The organism is Microcoleus asticus IPMA8, from assembly GCF_013179805.1.
Taxonomy (GTDB): Bacteria; Cyanobacteriota; Cyanobacteriia; order Cyanobacteriales; family Microcoleaceae; genus Microcoleus; species Microcoleus asticus.
In genome coordinates this window covers 1-18,451 of record NZ_SRRZ01000056.1, presented here as the reverse complement: position 1 = coordinate 18,451, position 18,451 = coordinate 1, and the positions used below count along the sequence as shown (strand labels likewise).

Sequence of the window (18,451 nt, the reverse complement as noted above, 5' to 3'; positions counted from 1 at the left end):
GCCTCAAGACGCTTTGTTCTCTGAATTATGTTTCAAATACTCAATTTTCTGCCTTCTGAATACTTGAGAAGGCAGAATGCAGCTATTTTGAAGGCAGCGGAAGCTTAAGGCATAAGGCTTCTGAAGGAAGAAGTCCGATGGGTGAAGAGGGCACAAAGCGCTTATACAGAGGGCTTCTGAAGGCACTTATGCAAAAGGCACAAGGCAGAAGGCAGATTTGCCCCTTCTGGCCTTCTGGCCTTCTCCCCCTCTCCAACTCTCTCAACTCCCAGACTTGGTAAAATCGCGAGATTGAAATTCCTGATAGCAGCTTTCCACAAAAGCTATATAGCGCTGCCCAAAGACTTCGGGGGCAAACTGTTCAGCGCGCAACCTGCTGATTTCTGGCTCAAATTTGCCTTGCAACTGCTCAAATTCCTCGACAGCTTCGACTAATGCTGCTGCGGTTTGGGAAGAAAAAAATAAACCTGTCCCAGTCTCTGGATGTTGGCGAATGTCGAGCACTGTTTCTAAGGCGCCGCCTGCTGCATAGGAAATTACCGGCGTTCCGCAAGCTTGAGCTTCTACTAAAGCTATGCCAAAATCTTCGCAAGCTGCATAGACAAAAGCTTTCGCCTCTGCCATGTACTTTTCAACTATGGAGGCGGGCTGCCAGCCGAGCACTTGCACGTTGGGTTTGGCGATTTGCCGAATCATTTCTAATTCTGGCCCGGTGCCGATGACAATTAGAGTATGCCCGAGTTGATTGAATGCTTGGACGATCGCACTAACGTTTTTGTAACTTACCAACCGGCAAACTGTGACGTAAAAGTCTTGTTTTTGCCGCATCAAGGAAAATCGATCGATGTTTACCGGCGGATAAATCACCTCAGCCCGCCGCCGGTAGCACCGCCAAATTCGGCGCGCCGTGTGTTGGGAGTTGGCGATGAAATAATCAACGCGGTTGGCGGAAATTACGTCCCACTGCCGCAGTCGATGCAACAAATATCGCGTCAGCAGCCCCGGGATGCCCCGTCCGGCTTTGCTGCTGCGCAAATAGTCAAAAGTTAAGTCCCAAGCGTAGCGCATGGGCGTGTGGCAGTAGCAGACGTGCAGTTGCTGGGGACTGCTGAGGATGCCTTTGGCGACGGCGTGGGATGATGAGAGGATGATGTCGTATTCTCGCAGATCTAGTTGTTCGATCGCGATCGGCAGCAAGGGCAGATATTTTTGGACACCGCTGCGGGCTCCGGGAAAGTGCTGCAAAAATGTTGTGCCAATCTGTCGCCCGAAAAGATAGCTTTCGGGATTGGCCGATTCAAAGTCGATGAGGGCATAGACATCTGCCTCGTCTACGTGTTTGAGGATTTCCTGCACTACGAGTTCTGAACCGCCAGTAGCTAAGGGCGTCAACCATTCGTGAACTAAGGCGTATTTGAGTTTTTTCACTTGTATTTGTAGCCGATCGAACGATTTGTTAGCGCCAGTTCTGTCAATATTAATCTTACCGAGGGATCACTTACGCACCCTAAAGCCATCAACTGGGTTTCTACGTAGATATCTAGATCGAACCAAGGATTTTTGGCATAAACGGGGGTGTTATGAAATCAGAGACAGCCAAACCGCCATCTGCGACAACGATTCCCCCAATTGTTGACAAGAAATACTATTAGGCGGAATACTGAAGGTGATTTGCGAGCGCCTAAATCTTCGGAACGGGCGATCGGCTCAATGTGGTGTGAGGAAAAATGTCCAAATTTTTGTGGAAGGGACTTTTCGTTAGTCCCGCTGTATTGGCAGCAAGTTTAGTCGTATCTTCGAGGGCGCTAGCAGCAGAGCAACCTGTAGAAATTGCCGCGACAGCTCAAGCTCATCAATTGCAATTACCCGGTGCTGCAACCGAGGCTGCAAAGTCTGAGACGGCAGCGGTTACAGCCGAACCAGCGCCACTAGCTAGCAACTTGACTGTTGAGACTATTGATAAAGAAAGTGCGAACCTCTACGAGGGCTTCGCTAACGAAGCGATCGCCCCAGTTGCCGAACAAGCAAAAGCACCGGAAGTTGCAGCAGCAGATTTAGGCGAAACCAAACCCGCAGTCGCGCCCGCAAATTTAAGTGCCGAACAACCAGTCGCAGAGCAAATCCCCGCAGTCGCGCCCGCAGATTTAAGCGAAACGCAACCCGCCGTTGCACCTGCTAATTTAAGCGCGGAAAAATCCGTCGCACAACCCGAACCGATTGCCCAATCGAGCGATCCAAGTGCCCAACCTCAAGCACAGCCAAATGTTTTAGAACAAATCAACCAATACAGCGCAGAAGACAGCAGCAGCGAAGATGCGGCCGGTCAAGTAACCTCTGTTTCGCAACTTTCCGACGTTCGGCCCACCGATTGGGCGTTCCAAGCTTTGCAATCCCTAGTAGAGCGCTACGGTTGTATAGCTGGGTATCCTGACGGCACTTTCCGCGGCAACCGGGCGATGACTCGCTACGAGTTTGCAGCCGGTTTAAATGCGTGTTTGGATAAAGTTAGCGAACTGATTCAAGGCGGTTCGAGAAATCTGGCGACGCGAGAAGATTTGGCTTCTGTGCAAAGGTTGCAAGAAGAATTTGCGGCGGAATTGGCAACTTTGCGCGGCCGCGTCGATGTTTTGGAAGCGCGCACCTCTGAATTAGAAGCAAATCAGTTTTCAACTACAACTAAACTCAACGGCGAAGTGATATTTGCTTTGACGGGTATCGCCGGAGGAGATGATGCCGAGGGTCGCGAAGCTGATAAAACGACGGCTTTTGGCAGCAGGGTTCGTCTCAATTTCGACACGAGTTTCTCTGGCGAAGATTTGCTCAGAACTCGACTGCAAGTTTTGAATCTGGGTTCGTTTTCTACTAATAATACGAAAACTGCTGAAGGAGAATTGCGGTTTAATGCCGGGCCTTTTGGCGAGGCTAGCAATACTGTAGGTTTAGATGCGCTGCTTTACCAATTTCCTCTAAGCAAAAGCACTACTGTAATTCTAGAAGCCAACGCCGGCGCGGCTGACGATTTTACCAACACAGTCAACCCTTACTTTGACGGAGACGGCGGCTACGGCGCTCTTTCTAACTTCGGTACTCGCAATCCGATTTACTATTTGACTGGCGGTTCTGGCATAGCTCTGCGACAGCAATTCGGGGAAAAACTCGAGCTGAGTTTGGGATATTTGGCCGGCAACGCGGCGGACCCGATGCGGGGTAACGGTTTGTTTAACGGTTCTTACGGCGGTTTGGCTCAGTTGACTTTCAAACCGAACGATAACATGGCTTTAGGTTTAACTTACGTTAATTCCTACAACTTTGTTACCGGTACCGGCAGCAATGCTTCTAATTTCCCGGCGCGTCTCGGTTCCTTCGGGCTCGACAGCGATAGCAACCTGCCAGTTTCTAGCAATTCCTACGGCGCGCAAGCTTCGTGGCAGTTGAACCGGAGATTTGCAATTGGCGGTTGGGCGGGTTACACCAACCAGCGCATTTTATCCAACTTGGCTACTCCTACCGGTTCTGTGCAGCGGGGGGATCAAAAAATCTGGAACTGGGCAGTTACTTTGGCTTTTCCCGATTTGTTGAAAGAAGGAAATGTGGCGGGGATTCTGGTAGGTATGGAACCCAGGGTGACGAATTCTACTAATCGGACTTTGCCGGAAGATAAGGATACTTCGCTGCACCTTGAAGGTTTTTATCAGTTTAAGTTGAGCGACAATATTTCTGTCACTCCTGGTCTGATTTGGCTGACTGCTCCCGACCACAATAAAGATAATTCTGATTTGGTGATTGGGGTAGTCAGAACGACGTTTACGTTCTAGGAGCAGCCCACACCGATTTTAGATTTTAGATTTTAGATTGGCGGTTTTAATCTAAAATCTAAAATCGCCAATCTACAATCGGTGGGGGCTTGGGTTTAATGTTTAAACAGAAACGACCAGCTTTTGCTAAAGCTGGTCTGCACAAATAGTTAAATCCGTTGTGTTCCCACAGTGTTTTTCTCACAGTGAGGAAACCCAAGTTGCACGTTTCTTTGCAGCGGGTTCTCAAAGAAATATCATCTCTCTTAAGCGGTATTATAACAACAAAATTTAATTTTGTGTAATAAAACTTTACATTACAGACGAATTTTAATATTTAGGGCGATCGCACTCCCGGTCACTTTGTATAATCCAATGTGGCTTCAAAAACCCGGTTTCTGCGTAGGTTTATCGGTTCCAAACCTGTTATTTTGCCTAAAAACCAAGTTGCGATTGCCGATCGACCATTTTACTCACTTTATATAAATCAAGCCGGAGCTTGCTGCGGTCTACCCCAGACAATTCGCTCCTGCTTGTATACAACCATACCGGGTTTAGCACCTTTCGGCTTGTATACATATTTCGGTTCTGTATAAACCACGGGGACTTGTTCGCTGTGGCGGGCGCGACTGTAGTAAGCAGTCATGTCGGCGGCAAATTGCAAATCGGTTTCTTCAGCCACAGTACCGGGTTTCAGACGCAGCAAAGCGTGACTTCCGGGAATCTCTAGGGTGTGGAACCACAAGTCGTAGTCGTTGGCGGTGCGAAAAGTGAGTTGGTCGTTTTGGCGATTGTTGCGTCCGATTAATAATTCAAAGCCGCTGGGGGTTTGGTAGCGGTGAAATTCGATCGCAGCATTTTTGTCGGTACTGCGGTAATCTGGTACGTCTAGATATTTTTGCTGGATCAGTTCTTCGCGGATTTCGGCGAGGGTTTGCAAATCTTGGGTGTTGCGGTAGGTTTCCAATACCGAAAGTGCGACTTCAACTTGTTCTAAATAGTCGATTTCTTCCTGTACGGCGGCTAACAAAGGTTCTACTGCAATGCGGGCTCTTTTAAGTTTTTGGTGTTTTTTGTAGAGGGCTTGAGCGTTTTGAACTGCGTTTTTTTCCGGATTTAGGGGAATGATAACTGGTTTTTCGGTTTCAAAGTCGGGGAGAGAAATTGATTTCATTCCCGGTTCCCAATGCTGCAAATTTGCCATCAGCAAATCGGCTTGGGATTTGTGGGTATCGGCGTCTGCGGATTGCTGCAAGCGTTCTTTAAAGGTGTTGGCTTTGAGGCGCAGTTTTGCTAAGACATTGTTGAGTTTTTGGGTAAGCTGATGCCGCAGTTGGGCGAATACTTCTTGATTGATTTCGCCTGTGTAGTAGCTGTTAAGTAATTCTTGAACGGAAGAGAATGAAGAAGGAACAGAGGAGTTAGATTCGTTTCCAGGTTCTGCCTCTTTTATATCGGGTGTCGGCCAGTCGATGACGGTGTAGCCTTCGGGGGTAAAACTCGGGTGAAATTTGGAGTTTTCTAGGCATTGCAGCCAGTATAGCCAGCGCTGGAATAGTTGCTGCCATTGGTCGGGATTGAGGCTGTCGGTCGATTGTTCAGGGTCTAAAGAAGCCGATCGAATCATTGACAAAACTAAGGCTTTACTCATCCCTCGGTAATTCTTCAGCAGATTGCCCTTTAATTGACCGGGAACCAGGCTAATTCGCGATTGCCAGCGGTTTTGAGATTCGCTCAGACTCGGCACTGCATCGGTCAAAGACGGGGGCATTTCGTAGGGCTGCCCGGTTTGGATGGGACGGACGGTGGACTGTTTGGCGCTGACTTGGTGGGCGCAGGTGACAACGAGGTTGTCTTGGGCGGTGAGGATGACGTTGCTGTACTTGCCCATGATTTCGGCGTACAGGTGCCAGAGGGCCGCTTCTCCGGGGCGTTTTGCGAATTGCAAGTCGATGACTCTTTCCCAGGATGCAACGGGGGCGATGGAAACTAAGGCTAAACCGCTGAGTTGGTGCCGCAGTTGTTCGCTGAAGGTGAAGGTGTCGGGAATGCGGGGCGGGGGGTCGCCGACGCAGATGCGGGCGGCGACAGGATGCCAGGAAAGGTCAATCCAGCCGCGCCCTTTCATGGTGCGGAGGGCTAGGGACACGGTAAATCGATCGCGCTGGTAGACTTGTTCTAAGCGCGCTGGCAGCCATTGGGCTCGCAGTTCGCTGCAAGCTGCGGTTAAAGTTGTAAAGTCTACGGGTTGCACGGTGGCCTCTTTGCGATCGAACTATCTATTTCTATGCTGACAGATATCCGTCACATTTTACTAACTATATTAAATTATTGTTGGCTCTTTCTTCGCCTCCTTCGCTAGGAAAGCTCTTCAATAATTTAGTTAACAAATAACAAATAACTAATAAACATCTCCTAAAAAGCAGATTTTGAACAGAAACGGTGCTTGTTCCACAAGAATTATGGGAGATGTCTAATAACAACTAACTAATAACTTCCCGAATCAATTGCAAATGTTTGTACAAAGGTGCGATCGTATTGGCTGCGATCGCCCCGCTAGCAGCAACAGCCGGCAAACCAATTCCCGGAAACGTCGAATCTCCGCAGCAAAACAGCCCAGCTAAAGGCGTTCTCGGCCCGGGAAACAAGCCGCTACCAGCCCGAATTCCGGGCCCGTAGGAACCGCGATGGCGGCGCAAAAACCGTTCGTGGGTGAGGGGTGTCCCAACTAAGGTGACTTCGCAGCGCGATCGAATATTGGGGATAATTCTCTCTAAGGCTTCCCACATTACCTCGGCGCGCGCTTGTTTTTGCAGCTTGTACTCTTCGCTGGTGCGATTCCCTACGGGATAGCTGCGCTTCACGAGCTTTTGCCACACATCGTAAGGCTCGTTTCCGGGCGTATATGCGTGAATGACGTGCTTTCCCGGAGGCGCGAGGTGGGGGTCGAGGAGGGAGGGAATCGAGACGAGAACGACGTTCTGAGGGGCGGAAACGCCCTTTTCCCAGTCTTTGACGAAGATGTAGTGACAAGCCAAGTCCGATCGCACTCCGGCAGCATCAATTCCCAGATGCAGGTGCATGAAGCTGTCGCACTCGGGCGTCGCCTGCCTCTCTTGCCGAAACCTTTGCGGGACTGAGGTTTCAGGCAACAGTTTCAGTGTATCCCAAACGGAAGCGTTGGAGACGACGGCTTTGTGCGATCGAATAATTTTGCCCGATCGCAGCCGCACGCCCGCAGCCCGGTTGTTTTCCACCAAAACTTCTGCAACGTGGGAATTTAGCAGCAACCGCCCTCGGTGGCGCTCTAAACCGCGTACCAGGGCATTTACCAAAGCTGCACTACCGCCGATCGGATAGTCCAAAACTGCATTGGGGCGATACCAGTCGGCGAACATGAAAGCGACTTCGGCTGCGATCGTTCCGTCGGCGGGAAGTCCAGACAGCAGGAAACACAACAAATTCAGCCAATTTCGGACAAACTGATCTTTGACATTTTTGTCCATAATTTTGCTGAAAGGGCCTGCAAGTGCGATCGCCTCGCCAGCACTTTGCAGGAAAGCCGGCGCAAATTGGCCGAGGGTAAAAACAGCGCCCAAATCGAAGCGCAAAGCCAGGGAGGGCAAGGCTGTGGCAGCTTTGGCGCAGGGCTCCATGATGCGCTGGAGTTGCCGCCATTCGGCGACTGCTGCCGCGCCGCGCAGTTGTGCGAGCACTTCGCTAAATTGACTCGCACCGACGGATGTGTCGAAGTCGCCTTCTGGCAAACAGCAACCCCAGGTATCGTAGGTGATGCAGGGGAGTTTTTCGCCGATCGCATCCAAAACTTGCCGCAGGGGATTGGCAGAGGGGCTGTAGGATAATCCTGAGTACAGGGAGGGCCCGGAGTCGAAGCTAAATCCGTCGCGTTCAAAACCGTGTGCGGCGCCGCCCGCGATCGAATGGCTTTCGCAAACCACAACCTCAAAGCCATAGCGGGCGAGCATTGCAGCGCAAGTCAGACCGCCAATCCCGCTGCCGATGACGATGATTTCTGTGTCTGTGGGGGCGATCGCAACCATGTTTTTCTCCGCTACTTCAGCTAATATTATCAATGTCTTGCAGCTTTAGGACTTAGGCATTTAACAGATGCGATCGTCCCTAGCCCCCCTTAATCAGGGCGAAGAAGCAGTAAAAGTCAACCCCTAATCCCCGATTTTTTGGGGTCTTTAGGGGGAGTTCGACTCAGCTAATACCCTTAAAATACAAATCTGTATATTATTAAATGGAAAATCTATCTATTCTAGAACAAGCTGCCCAATCTAATTCTAAACCATCTCCTGACGCTGTAGTCGCCGCCCTCCTAGAAGCTGAGAAAACCGGCAAAAAAAATAAAATTCGCTATTCTTTTGAACAATTAACCGGCAACTGGCAACTCTGCTTTATCACCAGCACCAAAAAGACTCGACAAAAAGCGGGGCTTGTGTTGGGTGCGGGACGTTACATCCCTCAGTGGATTGCGAAAATTCAAATTGCTTATGCGGCCGAACCTGTTGCTGAAGGAAAAGAGAATAGCGAAAGCGGCAGGGTGGAGAATTCGGTGCAAGTTGGGGCGATCGTACTAACTCTTTCCGGGCCGACTAAATTTTTGGTTAATAAAAATATTTTAGCTTTTGATTTTACCAGAATTACCGTGAAATTGTTGGGTAAAACTGTGTATCAAGGATTTATTCGCGGTGGAGAAGCCCGGGAGGCGGAATTTTTTAGTTTGAGTGTGGGGAAACAGGCATTTTTTGCATATTTTCTGGTAGAAGATGGGATAATTGCCGCTAGGGGAAGGGGCGGTGGCTTGGCTTTGTGGGGGAGAGTTTAGCGTTTCTTAATTGCCTGCAATACAGCAGGGAAATAACCTTGTTCATTGGGGAATTGGCGGGATATTTGTTCTGCTTGGCGGTTGACTTCTGTTGTTGACTGCATCAATATTACTCAAAGTAGTAGTTTCCCCCGCGCGATCGCCCAGTTCCCGCATAATTGGTAAAGCTTGGTTAAAGTATTTCAATGCTTCTTGCGGTTGGGAAATGCTGTTGTATATTCTACCAATATTATTCAAAGTAGCAGCTTCTCCCCTGCGATTGCCCGCTGACCGCATAATTGGTAAAGCTTGGTTAAAGTATTTCAATGCTTCTTGCGGTTGGGAAATGCTGTTGTACGCTAAACCAATATTACTCAAAGTAGCAGCTTCCCCCTTGCGATCGCCCGCTGACTGCGTAATTGGTAAAGCTTGGTTAAAGTATTTCAATGCTTCTTGCTGTTGGGAGATGCTGTTGTACGCTGCACCAATATTATTCAAAGTAGCAGCTTCCCCCCTGCGATCGCCCACTGACCGCATAATTGGTAAAGCTTCGTTATAGTATTTCAATGCTTCTTGCGGTTGGGAAAGGCTGTCGTAGTTAAGACCAATATAATTGAGTGCTAGTGCTTCACTTTTTTTCTCTTTAAATTGTCGCGCCATGGCTAGAATTTGCTGCCATGTTTCTATTGCCTGTCGCGCTTCTTGTCCTTGCTGTCCCTGTTGTATTGCTTGCTCTATGAGTTGGTTTAATTTTTCAAGCTGTGAATTTTGACTTTGCGCCCAACTCGGTTGCACCATTAGCGGCACAGTCAGAGGAGTCAGACACACACCCAAAACCAAAACACTGCTAATAATTTGTTTCATCATTTTCATAATTTACCAAAGTCGATTAATAGAATAGGCATCAAACGCAAAATCTTTACTTAATATGAGTATCTCACAGAAGTCTCATTACATATAATCCTTAAAATCTTTTAATGGCTCGTCAAAACCGTCAGATATTGAAATTAAATCGCGATCGCTGCCAAATAGCGGTGCACGGCGCTTTTTAGGAGGAATCACCGATGATTTTCTATTGGTTGTGCGATCGCCCTCTAGAAATTCTCCAATTTTTCGCCATTCCTCTCTGTCTTCATCTGACAAAGATACTAAAAACTCTTTCATCCTTTTCCACTTCTCTTCGTTGTTGATTGGCGAAACTTCCCGGACTTCAATCAGAACTAAGGAGCCGTCAGGAATGTTAATGTTTTCTGACAGTTGGATGCTTTTACCTTGTTTTATGCCTTTAACTTGGATAGGTTCGGATTTCATCGCTTGCTTGAGATAAACTGCCGATATTAGGTCAGGCCAGGTAAAGTTTTCAGGTAATTTATCGATTAAGCTGCGGACTTCTTCTTTAAGATTGATGGTTTCCATCGGTTTTAGTAAAGAGAGTATGGATTTTAATTGTAGTACAAGCGGTATTGAAGCGATCGAGCTTTTAGCAAAAGTTCATTCCAACTGATATTTTACATTTGTTGCAACAGTCCGGCGGGGGTTAAAACCCCCGACGGACTACGGGATTTGTGTTTTTTAATTAAGCCCGATCGCACACAACTTCAAACACACCCCCTGGAATAAACCGACACAAAGCCCTCCGCCGATCGTCCGCATCTTGGCGGTTGACAAAACGGGCAATTGTATAGTGCTCAGCATTCGGTAAAATTCGGACGATCGCCCAAGAAGTGCGATCGCCCTGCTTTGACTTGTCAGGTGTTTTCGATCGCGAATTTGAGTTGAGTTCGATCGCGGGGCGATCGGCGATCGTCGGAGAATTGGCTTTTCTGAGAGTGTTGAGGTAGCGAGCGATCGTACTTCCTTTGAGATTCGCCCCGACGCGCAGAATCAGAAACACCGCAAAGCTTTCGATCTCTGGCCCAGTCATGCGCGCGCGATCGGCATCAAAGTCCTCATCAGAGTAGCTGCGGATACCCGACAGCAGTTGCGTTATGCCAAAATCATTCACAGCTTGTTGATAGCCGCGGGTATATTCGCTGCCGTCGCTCACAGGCTTTACCATAGTAATAGTCTCCTTTTATGTGGATTGTCTCCTTGTATTTGGGGAACCATCAGCCAGCGCGGGCCCTGCAAAAGTTCAGCGCTGGCTTTTGACTCTCTAAGAATATAGCGCATAATGCAGCATATTGCAACACTTTGCTGCATATTAGACAAAATTGTCTAAAATACTCGACAATGACGATCGGCTTAAATAAAAAATAATTAACCTCTAATGGCTAAACGTATATCAACCTCCATAGCAGAAGGAATTTATGACCTACTTCAAGAGTGGGCAAATGAAGAACGCCGTTCAATCAGCGGCTTGTCAGCATTCATTTTGGAACAAGCGGTGAGAGAACGTCAAAAACAAATGCAAAAACAGTCCCCACCATCCGATGAGAAACAGGAGAAAAGTTGAGTGGACGCATCAAAGCCAAAGAAACCGGGTTTTTTGCGGTTTTTGCTGTCTGTAACTAAGTATTTCGCAAAAAAACCCGGTTTCTGACCACCCGTGCGTCCAGAACTATATGAAATTTATCGGCATAGACTTAGGTTGGAGCTCAGGAGCAAGCGGTTTGTGCTGTTTGAATTGGCAAAATAACCAATTAGAATTAATAGAGTGCGATCGCCAACAATCCCTGAACGACATTCTCACCTGGATCGATACCCAAGTCTCCCCAACCGAACCAGCAATAATCGCAGTAGACGCCCCCACAATCATCCCTAATCCTGCGGGAATGCGCGAAGCAGACAAACTCACCCACAAACACTTCGGGCGCTACCACGCCGGCTGCTATCCCGCCAATCTTTCCCGCCCCTTCGCCCAAAAAACAATCGAATTCGGCCTTAGTTTAGAAGCCAGAGGATTTGTCCACGCACCAATAATAGAAGCTCAAAAATTAGGCAGATATCAAATAGAAGTCTATCCCCATCCAGCCACAATAAACTTATTTAAATTAGACAAAATTATCAAATACAAAAAAGGAAAACTGGCAGAACGTCAACTAGAATTGATGAAACTCTGCCAGTATATTATAGATATTTTACCGAGCCTTGAACCCTCTCTAAATCTGTCTTGTGGCACAGGCAAGATGCCTGTGAGCCTTGGCGGTTTAATTCCTTTAGAAATTCCCACCAGTGTTGCAACCCTCAAAGCCTTAGAAGACCAGCTAGATGCCTTGCTGTGCGCTTATATAGGCGCGCACTGGTGGTACTGGGGAATAGAGCGGAATTTGGTATTGGGCGATCGCACAACCGGCTACATCGTCATTCCCCAACTTCGATAACACGAGAGGAAGAATGACAGAATAGGGCATGACAACAGTCAACAGTCAACAGTCAACAGTCAACAGTCAACTGACTAATGTGCCCAGAGAATCACGCCAGCTTCATAAGGACTGCTGAGATTGTCGTGCTTCGGCAAAACCCGCAACGACAAACCTTGCAAGCCGCTAGAAGTATAAGTAATGTCAGCCGTATAAAGGCTAGTATTGTGAGAATCTTCTCCCAAATACTCCATCACCACCGGCACGCCACCGATGATATTTCCGTTAGCATCAACCGAACCTTGATAAAGTTCGACTTGCACGTCCGCAGGCGTCAATCCCATCAGATTAATCCGAGATTTAACAGCGATCGACTGATTGACCTTAACTTCCTTATCCTGGGAAATATCAACAGCCTCAATTTTAATATCCTTCCACTTCGCGAGAATGTGCTTCTTCCAGTGAGACAACTCCTTGGCGGGAGCGCAATTATCCGAAGTCATGGTGTGGAAGCGATCGCTCACCGGGAAATATGCCCGCCGCGCGTAATCCTTCACCATCCGAGCAGTATTGAAGAAAGGACAGTTCAAGCGAATCGAATCCTTCATTTTCGCCGTCCAACCGCGGGGAATTCCATCATCATCCCGGTTGTAAAACAGCGGTACAACTTCCTTTTCCATCAAGTCGTACAAAGCATTCGCCTCGACCTCATCCTGATACTTAGTATCTTCGTAAAACTCCCCATGTCCGATCGGCCAACCGGTACGAACATAATCAGCCTCATCCCACCATCCGTCGAGGATGCTGAGATTCGGTAAACCGTTCATCGAAGCTTTCATCCCCGAAGTCCCGGAAGCTTCCCGGGGGCGGCGCGGCGTATTCAGCCACACATCGCAGCCAGACACCATCATCCGAGCGACGTTAATGTCGTAGTTCGGCAAAAAGACCATCGAGCTCATCGTGTCGTGCTCGCGGATGAAGTGAACGATATCCCGAATCAATTCCTTACCCGGAATATCCATCGGGTGAGCCTTCCCAGCAATCACAAACTGCACGGGACGGTTGCTGTCCCGCATGATCCGCATAATTCGCTCGACATCGCGCAAAAACAGTGTAGCCCGCTTGTAAGTAGCAAAGCGGCGGGCAAACCCGATCGTCAGCACCTTGGGATTGAGAGCCTCCCGCGCCCGCTCGATTTCCGTTTGGGCCGCGCCGCGCTCGCGCAAAGTCTTTTGCAGCCACTCCCGTGCGAACACCACCAACTCCGATCGACAGCGTTCGTGATTCCGCCACAATTCCTCATCAGGAATCGACGACAGCCTGTCCCAGAGTCGATCGTCCTTGCGAGTCATTTCCCAATCCGGGCCGAGGTATCGATCGTACAACTCCTGAGTAGACTTCGCCACACAACTGCGAGCGTGAACCCCGTTGGTAATCGAAGTAATCGGCACTTCTTCCTGCGGCAAACCCGGCCACAATCCCTGAAACATCGGGCGCGACACCACACCGTGCAAAGCCGCCACCCCGTTGACAAAACTTGACATTTTAATAGCCAAAATAGCCATATTCAGAGGCCCGGACAAATCGCGAGTATTCTCGCGGCCCAATCCCAGAAACTCATCTTGCGACAAGCCAAAAATCTTGGGATATTGATCTAGATAGTGCATCACCATATCCGGCTCGAACAAGTCAAACCCAGCAGGTACCGGCGTGTGAGTCGTAAACATACTGCTCGAAACCACCACCTGTTCCGCTTCCACGAAACTCAGGTGATATTCCTCCATCAGCATCCGAATGCGTTCCAAAGCCATGAAAGCCGCGTGGCCTTCATTCATGTGATAAGCAGTAACTGTCAGCCCCAATGCCTTGAGCATTTTCACGCCGCCGATGCCCAGCATGATTTCTTGGTGCATCCGCAGAGTTTTATCACCGCCATACAGTTGGTCGGTAATATCTTGGTCGTAGCGGCTGTTAGGTTCAATATTTGTATCCATCAGGTACAAAGGAACCGTTCCCACTTGTACCCGCCAAATTCGGGCATACACCTTGCGGCCGGGATAGTCCACCTCAATCCGCAATTCCGAACCGTCGGGATTGCGTTCTGGGTGCAGCGGCATATTGTAGAAATCGTTGAGCGGATAGCGTTCTTGCTGCCAGCCGTCGGCGTTGAGATACTGCGAAAAATAACCTTCTTGGTAGAGCAAGCCGACGCCGACTAAGGGCAAGCCCAAATCGCTAGCTGATTTGAGGTGGTCGCCTGCGAGCACGCCCAAACCGCCGGAATATATGGGCAGGGCTTTAACTAAGCCGAATTCCATCGAAAAGTAAGCATAGCATTCCTGCAGCTCGGTGCCGCGCTGTTTGCGGTACCAGGCGCGATTTTTGAGATAATCGTCTAACTGCTGGGCGGCTCGGTTCATTTGGGCGATAAAGCCTTCGTCTTCTGCCATTTCTTGCAGTCGCTCTTGAGATATGGTTCCGAGCATCAGCACCGGGTTTTGGTTGCTGGAGTCCCACAGGTCTCGATCGAGGCGGCGGAAGAGGTCTTTGGTATCGACGTTCCAGTCCCAGTGCAAATTGTAGGCAAGCTTGCGCAGGGGTTCGAGAATTGTCGGTAGCGAGGGGGAAACGTTAAATGTGCGAATTGGCTGCATAGACAAAGCTTTTATGTTGGAGTAGCGCTATTTTCCTCTGTCTTTAGCTGCAAGTCCGTGATTCTGCACACTATTTTAAGTTTTAAGCCGCGGGGGGCGATCGACTGTTACCTTAACTTCGGCGGCTAATGCTGAGTTCGATCTCCCTTAAAACGACTTGCCGCACTTGTGGATCTGGTTTTTCGGTTCAGTCCAGGCCGAGCCAGCAGTAACGCGATCGCCCGATTTTCCTTCTTAATAAGTTCTTCTCGGGCTGTTGTCAGAGCTTATTAAGATTAGTTCTTGATTAGGTCGAGCCTAAATCTCAAATTAAGCCTCCAGTCCGCTCTTAGACTTAAGTCCGAAGCTTATAGCTCAAGTCCTCGCTTTAGTCCTCACAGGCCGGAGGGCCCGAGGGTCTCACAGGCCGGACTGGAGGTGTAACGTGTTTGTTGACATCAACGGCCGGCCACCCGATCGGCCTGTGAGACCCTCCGGCGCATTTTACTAATAAATGAAAAATTTTATTAATAAATAAGTGAAAATTTTACTTGACATTGACACCATACTTATTATATTTTGAGCGAGTTACTGCAAATGATTAGTGATAAAGTGCTGGGTTGTTGACCGCCACCCTTACGAATTGCGTAGCAGCCCCAAAATATTACCGATGTTGTGGTGTGAAGATGAAACTGTATTTATCATTGGGGTGCGTTGTACTGCTGAGTGTTGGTATCGCGCCTTCAGTGGCGGCTGAGGCTGCTAAAGAGGACTTAACAGAATTTGAACGATCGATCGCACCTGCGCCGATCGAGATTCATCGTGAATCAGATGAATTGCCTCAACAACAGCCCGCGATCGCCACTGGGTTACAGCTAGAAATTCCCATTCAGGTGAAGTCGTTGATTAAAAGTCAGAAGCTTGAAACACAGCAAACTGCCGCAGACGACTCACGCCAACCCAATCCCGAGTTGACGCAAAATATTTCCAACTCAGACGATCGCTCTACCTCTATCCCCAATCCTCCACCAGTAGCTGCTGCGCTATCAATACCGACGACATCTATTCATAAAGTCAACGAAATAGAACAACCCAGCACCAGTGCAGAGGGATTATTGCCGCGCAAGCAACCAAGTTTTAGCTTCTCTTCAGGAGTGCAAATCTCTCAATCAATCGTACAAGTAACAGGAGTGCGACTAAACTCAACTCCGGCAGGTTTAGAAGTCATTTTAGAAACAGCTTCCGGGCAAGTGCTGCAAGCGAATACTAGGGCAGAGGGAAAAACCCTGATCGCTGAGATTGCCAATGCTCAATTAGCCCTACCAGGGGGTGGAGAATTTAATGCCGAGAATCCATTTGAGGGAATTAATTCAGTCACGGTGACTGCTGTTGATGCCGTTAGTATCCGCATCATTATTACAGGGCAAGAAAATTTGCCAACAGCAGGTGTAGTCAGAAGCGATAGCGGTTTAGTTCTGAGTGTCAGCACAAAAAAAATTCAAATTACCGTCACCGCCGGTCAGCAAACTCCCTATCGAGCTCCCAATGCTTCCACTGCGACGAGAACCGACACGCCAACTCGAGACATTCCTCAGTCGATCCAAGTTGTCCCTCAAGAAGTGATAGAAGATCAACAAGTCACCCGCTTAGATGAGGCACTCCGCAACGTTAGCGGTGTCACAGTGGGCGGAGATGCTACAGGGCGGGGTGGCAGCTTCGGCCTTCGGGGTTTTGACAAGGCCCCTATCCTGCGAGATGGGTTTAGGCGTTACGGTTTGTTTGAAACTTTTCCAGAAGTCGCCAACCTCGATCGCGTTGAAGTTCTGAAAGGGCCAGCTTCAATTTTGTACGGAGAAATTCAGCCAGGGGGTTTAATTAACTTAGTATCCAAACAACCGTTATCAGAACCTTTCTACGAAGCTGAACTGCAACTTGGAAACCTGAGTTTTATCCGACCCCGCTTTGACATTTCCGGCCCTTTAACCTCAGATCGCAGCCTGCTTTACCGCCTGAACGGATTGTACCGAACAAGTGAGAATTTTGTGGACTACGACCAAGACAATCAGCGGTTCTTTATTGGGCCGACGCTTGCTTGGAAAATAAGCGATCGCGCCGACTTGACAGTCTCTCTTGAATACACCGACGATAAGCGGGCTGCCGATGATGGACTGCCTGTTGTTGGCAATCGAGTTGTTGACGTTCCGCGCGATCGCGTTGCCGGCGAACCCGATGATAGAGTAGACGCTCAATACTTTAATGTTGGCTACAATTTCGAGTACCGTTTCAGTGACAACTGGAAGCTAAGAAATGCCTTTCGCTATTCATCCTACAACTTCGATTTCAATGTAGTCGCTCTGCCAATTTTCTTTGATGAAGAAACTGCTGAAGTTAATCGCTTCTTTGCTTCTCAAGACGGCCAAGATAAAAACTACGCCCTCCAAACAAACATCGTCGGTGAGTTTGCTACAGGTTCAGTCGAACACACCCTCATATTCGGTGCAGACATCAGCTACAACGATGAAAGACTTGTCGCAGTCGGTGATTTTATCACACCGCAAACCCTCAATATTTTCAATCCGGTTTACAGAAAAGTTCTCAAGCCAGATGAAGATGCCCTACCTAATTTTGGAGGAAATGATGTAGAGACAAGCAGATATGGATTCTACGTGCAAGATCAAATTTCAATTTTCGATAATTTAAAGCTGCTAGCAGGTCTTCGCTATGACACCGCAGAGCAAAAAAACCGAGTTATTCCGGGTACTTCCAACCCAGATGCAAGCGAAACAACTCAAAATTACGATGATTTTTCCCCCCGTGTAGGGATTGTTTATCAACCCATTCCAGAAGTTTCTCTTTATGCGAGTTATTCGCGCTCTTTTAATCCCGGTTCGGCAACAACAGCCGGGGGCGGTCTGATCGAACCCGAAACCGGCTCGGGTTACGAAGTCGGTGTCAAAGCTGAGTTGCTCGACAGAAGGCTGGCGGCTACAGTGGCATACTTTGACATTAAAAAACAGAACGTTGCTGTCACAGATCCGAATAATTCTTTATTCTCAATTGCCTCTGGGGAACAGCAAAGTCGTGGTGTTGAACTCGATATTTCGGGACAAATTTTGCCGGGGTGGAATATTATTGGAGCTTACGCCTATACGGACGCTGAAGTTACAGCAGATACAGACCGCGAGTTGGTGGGCAACAGATTGTTTAATGTTCCCAAACATAGCGCTAGTCTGTGGACAACTTATGAAATTCAAAGCGGCGAGTTGCAGGGTTTAGGTTTTGGGCTTGGGTTCAACTTTGTTGGCGAGAGACAAGGGGATTTACCTAACAGCTTTCAAGCGGATAGTTATTTCCTCCCCAATGCTGCTGTTTTTTATCAGCGCGATAATTGGCGAGCTGCCATCAATATCAAAAACCTCTTCAATGTCAACTACATTGAATCTGTCACGGGTAGCAGAGCTTCTGGCAATAAGCCTGGTGAACCATTGACAGTAATTGCTTCATTTACTGTGCAGTTGTGATAGTTATTTTGCGACTTGACAACGACTCGATCGCGTTCTAAATTTTTCTACCAGGAGACTCCACCATGAAACGATTTCAACTCAAAACAATTCTCATTCTAACTGGGGTAGCAACGATCGCTTGTCAACCCCTATCAGATTCACCACAAGTCAATCAACCTGACGCGAAACCAGCCTCAGAAAACATTGCAAGTCGATCTCAAAAGACTGCTGTGGCAGCGCCCCCAAAAATTACGCCTCCATCACCTGGAGCCACTCAAGTTATCTCGATGAATGCTTATAAAGTCCCTTACTTAGGATTTAATGGCGTGTTTAATCTCAACACAGAACACCAGAACTCTGTCAAAGATCCGCGCAACCCCAAACGCAT

Annotated in this window: 12 protein-coding genes and 1 pseudogene; 6 read left to right on the top strand and 7 right to left on the bottom strand. The window is 48.5% G+C overall.

The features are described 5' to 3' along the window. Nucleotides 1–261: 261 nt before the first annotated feature. Nucleotides 262–1,428 (bottom strand): glycosyltransferase, encoded by a 1,167-nt coding sequence (locus tag E5S67_RS15980; RefSeq protein ID WP_172188876.1) that lies wholly within the window; start codon nucleotides 1,426–1,428, stop codon nucleotides 262–264. Between the two features lie 299 nt (nucleotides 1,429–1,727). On the opposite strand from E5S67_RS15980, the gene E5S67_RS15975 reads away from it, so the two are divergent. Beyond that, a complete protein-coding gene (locus E5S67_RS15975) occupies nucleotides 1,728–3,815 on the top strand; it encodes an iron uptake porin (RefSeq protein WP_172188873.1) in 2,088 nt (695 codons plus the stop codon). A 466-nt stretch (nucleotides 3,816–4,281) separates the two neighbouring features. On the opposite strand, the gene E5S67_RS15970 is transcribed toward E5S67_RS15975, so the two are convergent. Further along, on the bottom strand, nucleotides 4,282–6,048 hold the full coding sequence (locus tag E5S67_RS15970) for an NFACT RNA binding domain-containing protein (protein WP_172188871.1): 1,767 nt from the start codon (nucleotides 6,046–6,048) through the stop codon (nucleotides 4,282–4,284). Between the two features lie 229 nt (nucleotides 6,049–6,277). Next, nucleotides 6,278–7,855: a phytoene desaturase family protein gene (locus E5S67_RS15965; protein ID WP_172188929.1), complete on the bottom strand. Its 1,578-nt coding sequence runs from the start codon at nucleotides 7,853–7,855 to the stop codon at nucleotides 6,278–6,280. A 203-nt stretch (nucleotides 7,856–8,058) separates the two neighbouring features. On the opposite strand from E5S67_RS15965, the gene E5S67_RS15960 reads away from it, so the two are divergent. Next, nucleotides 8,059–8,646 (top strand): hypothetical protein, encoded by a 588-nt coding sequence (locus E5S67_RS15960; RefSeq protein WP_172188869.1) that lies wholly within the window; start codon nucleotides 8,059–8,061, stop codon nucleotides 8,644–8,646. Nucleotides 8,647–8,688: 42 nt separating this feature from the next. On the opposite strand, the gene E5S67_RS15955 is transcribed toward E5S67_RS15960, so the two are convergent. From E5S67_RS15955 to E5S67_RS15945, 3 genes are all read right to left on the bottom strand, one after another. Next, on the bottom strand, nucleotides 8,689–9,492 hold the full coding sequence (locus tag E5S67_RS15955) for a tetratricopeptide repeat protein (protein ID WP_216670498.1): 804 nt from the start codon (nucleotides 9,490–9,492) through the stop codon (nucleotides 8,689–8,691). Nucleotides 9,493–9,576: 84 nt separating this feature from the next. Further along, a complete protein-coding gene (locus E5S67_RS32475; protein WP_216670496.1) occupies nucleotides 9,577–10,041 on the bottom strand; it encodes a DUF2281 domain-containing protein in 465 nt (154 codons plus the stop codon). Between the two features lie 160 nt (nucleotides 10,042–10,201). Beyond that, nucleotides 10,202–10,684 (bottom strand): hypothetical protein, encoded by a 483-nt coding sequence (locus E5S67_RS15945; RefSeq protein ID WP_172188867.1) that lies wholly within the window; start codon nucleotides 10,682–10,684, stop codon nucleotides 10,202–10,204. Between the two features lie 210 nt (nucleotides 10,685–10,894). Here E5S67_RS15945 and E5S67_RS15940 point away from each other — a divergent pair, with 210 nt between their 5' ends. Both E5S67_RS15940 and E5S67_RS15935 read left to right on the top strand, forming a co-directional pair. Then, complete coding sequence (locus tag E5S67_RS15940; protein WP_172188865.1) at nucleotides 10,895–11,080, top strand: ribbon-helix-helix domain-containing protein; 186 nt, start codon at nucleotides 10,895–10,897, stop codon at nucleotides 11,078–11,080. Between the two features lie 109 nt (nucleotides 11,081–11,189). Further along, entirely contained in the window at nucleotides 11,190–11,948 is a 759-nt protein-coding gene (locus E5S67_RS15935) for a DUF429 domain-containing protein (protein WP_172188863.1), read from the top strand. A gap of 74 nt (nucleotides 11,949–12,022) precedes the next feature. Here the strand turns inward: E5S67_RS15935 and glgP are convergent, their stop codons facing one another. Beyond that, a complete protein-coding gene (gene glgP, locus E5S67_RS15930; RefSeq protein ID WP_172188861.1) occupies nucleotides 12,023–14,581 on the bottom strand; it encodes an alpha-glucan family phosphorylase in 2,559 nt (852 codons plus the stop codon). 665 nt (nucleotides 14,582–15,246) lie between these two features. Here glgP and E5S67_RS15925 point away from each other — a divergent pair. Further along, nucleotides 15,247–18,081, top strand: coding sequence for a TonB-dependent siderophore receptor (locus E5S67_RS15925; RefSeq protein WP_172188859.1), 2,835 nt, complete (start codon nucleotides 15,247–15,249; stop codon nucleotides 18,079–18,081). Nucleotides 18,082–18,146: 65 nt separating this feature from the next. Then, a pseudogene (locus E5S67_RS15920) lies at nucleotides 18,147–18,451 on the top strand (hypothetical protein); the annotation flags it as partial.